The sequence below is a fragment of the Nocardia sp. NPDC058666 genome (assembly GCF_042714895.1).
Taxonomy (GTDB): Bacteria; Actinomycetota; Actinomycetes; order Mycobacteriales; family Mycobacteriaceae; genus Nocardia.
On record NZ_JBHXRY010000027.1, the window covers coordinates 7,501 to 10,537 of the forward strand.

Annotated in this window: 2 protein-coding genes, 2 rRNA genes and 1 pseudogene (1 of these 5 cut by a window edge); 4 read left to right on the forward strand and 1 reads right to left on the reverse strand. The window is 62.6% G+C overall.

Annotation, left to right across the window (positions count from 1 at the left end):
• The 4 genes from ACFWVD_RS27735 to ACFWVD_RS27750 all read left to right on the forward strand — a co-directional run.
• A 23S ribosomal RNA gene (locus tag ACFWVD_RS27735) occupies positions 1-1,494 on the forward strand (it extends 1,629 nt beyond the left edge of the window).
• A gap of 76 nt (positions 1,495-1,570) precedes the next feature.
• Positions 1,571-1,687: ribosomal RNA gene (gene rrf / locus ACFWVD_RS27740) — 5S ribosomal RNA — on the forward strand.
• A gap of 101 nt (positions 1,688-1,788) precedes the next feature.
• Positions 1,789-2,052, forward strand: coding sequence for a hypothetical protein (locus ACFWVD_RS27745; protein ID WP_379247746.1), 264 nt, complete (start codon positions 1,789-1,791; stop codon positions 2,050-2,052).
• Positions 2,049-2,435 (forward strand): hypothetical protein, encoded by a 387-nt coding sequence (locus ACFWVD_RS27750; RefSeq protein ID WP_379247748.1) that lies wholly within the window; start codon positions 2,049-2,051, stop codon positions 2,433-2,435. Before ACFWVD_RS27745 ends, ACFWVD_RS27750 begins: the two co-directional genes overlap by 4 nt.
• 11 nt (positions 2,436-2,446) lie before the next feature.
• Here the strand turns inward: ACFWVD_RS27750 and ACFWVD_RS27755 are convergent.
• Positions 2,447-3,037: pseudogene (locus ACFWVD_RS27755) on the reverse strand (DUF58 domain-containing protein); the annotation flags it as partial.

Sequence of the window (3,037 nt, forward strand, 5' to 3'; positions counted from 1 at the left end):
GTGAGTGATGGGGTGACGCAGGAAGGTAGTCCATCCCGGGCGGTGGTTGTCCCGGGGTAAGGGTGTAGGCCGTGTGATAGGCAAATCCGTCCCTCATTAAGGCTGAGACCTGATGCCGAGCCGATTGTGGTGAAGTGGATGATCCTATGCTGTCGAGAAAAGCCTCTAGCGAGTTTCATGGCGGCCCGTACCCTAAACCGACTCAGGTGGTCAGGTAGAGAATACCGAGGCGTTCGGGTGAACTATGGTTAAGGAACTCGGCAAAATGCCCCCGTAACTTCGGGAGAAGGGGGGCCATCACTGGTGATCGGATTTACTCCGTGAGCTGGGGGTGGCCGCAGAGACCAGCGAGAAGCGACTGTTTACTAAAAACACAGGTCCGTGCGAAGCCGTAAGGCGATGTATACGGACTGACGCCTGCCCGGTGCTGGAACGTTAAGGGGACCGGTTAGTGACCTTTCGGGGTTGCGAAGCTGAGAACTTAAGCGCCAGTAAACGGCGGTGGTAACTATAACCATCCTAAGGTAGCGAAATTCCTTGTCGGGTAAGTTCCGACCTGCACGAATGGCGTAACGACTTCTCGACTGTCTCAACCATAGGCCCGGTGAAATTGCACTACGAGTAAAGATGCTCGTTTCGCGCAGCAGGACGGAAAGACCCCGGGACCTTTACTACAGTTTGATATTGGTGTTCGGTTCGGCTTGTGTAGGATAGGTGGGAGACTTTGAAGCAGCCACGCCAGTGGTTGTGGAGTCGCCGTTGAAATACCACTCTGGTCGTGCTGGATGTCTAACCTCGGTCCGTGATCCGGATCAGGGACAGTGTCTGATGGGTAGTTTAACTGGGGCGGTTGCCTCCCAAAGGGTAACGGAGGCGCCCAAAGGTTCCCTCAGCCTGGTTGGCAATCAGGTGTTGAGTGTAAGTGCACAAGGGAGCTTGACTGTGAGACCGACGGGTCGAGCAGGGACGAAAGTCGGGACTAGTGATCCGGCGGTGGCTTGTGGAAGCGCCGTCGCTCAACGGATAAAAGGTACCCCGGGGATAACAGGCTGATCTTCCCCAAGAGTCCATATCGACGGGATGGTTTGGCACCTCGATGTCGGCTCGTCGCATCCTGGGGCTGGAGTCGGTCCCAAGGGTTGGGCTGTTCGCCCATTAAAGCGGCACGCGAGCTGGGTTTAGAACGTCGTGAGACAGTTCGGTCCCTATCCGCTGTGCGCGTAGGAATATTGAGAAGGGCTGTCCCTAGTACGAGAGGACCGGGACGGACGAACCTCTGGTGTGCCAGTTGTCCTGCCAAGGGCATGGCTGGTTGGCTACGTTCGGGAGGGATAACCGCTGAAAGCATCTAAGCGGGAAGCCTGCTTCGAGATGAGTATTCCCACCTCCTTGAGAGGGTAAGGCTCCCAGTAGACGACTGGGTTGATAGGCCGGATGTGGAAGCCCGGTAACGGGTGAAGCTGACTGGTACTAATAGGCCGAGGGCTTGTCCTCAGTTGCTCGCGTCCACTGTGTTAGTTCTGAAATAACGAACAGCTGTGTTCATGCCAGCGTTCAAATTTCATAGTGTTTCGGTGGTCATAGCGTTAGGGAAACGCCCGGTTACATTCCGAACCCGGAAGCTAAGCCTTTCAGCGCCGATGGTACTGCAGGGGGGACCCTGTGGGAGAGTAGGACGCCGCCGAACAATCATTGTGGGAAAGCCCCGCACCAGCCCTTTCAGGGTTCGGTGCGGGGCTTTTCTGCGTTTACCCCACAGTGATGTTTACGTGGGCGTATACACGGAGCATGTCTGATGCCATGATCCGTGTGCCGGCCGAGGTGAGAGACCGCTTGGCCGTCATCGCTGAGTCCCGCGGGACGTCCATCCGGTCTTTGGTGCAGGAGTTTGCCGAGACGACGCTGACCGCAGAGGAGCGGCGGGAGCGGGCGGAGCGAGCCCGGGCCTATATGGCCGAGCACTTCGGGGTGGACGTGACCGATGAGGAGAGTGCGGCCATGGGCCGAAAGCTCCGTGAGGCCTTCGCGCGGCAGGAGGACACGGCCGCGTGATCCAGCACCACCTCGTCCTGGACACGCCGTCCTTGCTTGCGCTGTCCGGGAATCGGCAGGTGTCCGCGCTGATTCACCATACCCATCTCGATGCGGAGACGCGGTTGTGGGTGCCGGTCCTGTCGGTCCTCGAGGCCGACGTGGTTCTCGCGGGGATCGCCGAGGACATCGGTCAGCTCGACGTGATCCACATGCTCGACCTCGACCATCCGGCCGTCCTGGCTGTGGCACAGATGTGCCGCGACGGAGTGCCGGCCGGTGTCGCAGCCGCCGTCCATGCCGCACGTCACCTTCCCGAGTGGGGTTCGCAGGCACTGGTTGCCACGGTCGAGCCGAAGTCCTATGAGCGGCAGGGAGTGGGCGTCTTCGATCTGAACCGCTGAGCCTTCGCCCCTCAGAGGCGGCCGGCGGCCTTCAGGGCGAGGTAGGCGTCCGCCAGGGCCGGGGCCAGGGTGTCCGGGGTGGCGTCGACCACGTGGACGCCGTGGCGGGAGAGCTGGTCGGCGGTGCGGCGGCGCTGGGACTGGGCCTGGGTGCCGGCCGCGGCTTCGTAGACCGCGTCCACGCTGCCCCGGGACTTCGTCATCTCCGCGACGTGCGGGTCGGCGACCGAGGCCAGCAGAACCGTGTGGCGCTGCGTGAGGCGGGGGAGCAGCGGGAGCAGGCCCTCTTCGATCGGGGCCGCGTCCAGGCTCGTCAGGAGGACCACCAGGGACCGGCGCGGGGCGCTGCGGAGGACGGTGGAGACCAGGGTTCGGGCGTCCGTCTCGACCAGTTCCGGCTCCAGCGGGGCCATCGCGTTGACGAACGACGGCAGGGTGTCGGCCGCCGAGCGGCCCTGGACCTGGGCGCGGGGGCGGCGGTCGTGGGCCAGGAGGTCCACGCGGTCGCCGGCGCGGGTGGCCAGTGCGGCCAGGAGCAGGGCCGCGTCCATCGCGGAGTCCAGGCGCGGGGCGTCACCGACGCGGCCCGCCGAGGTGCGGCC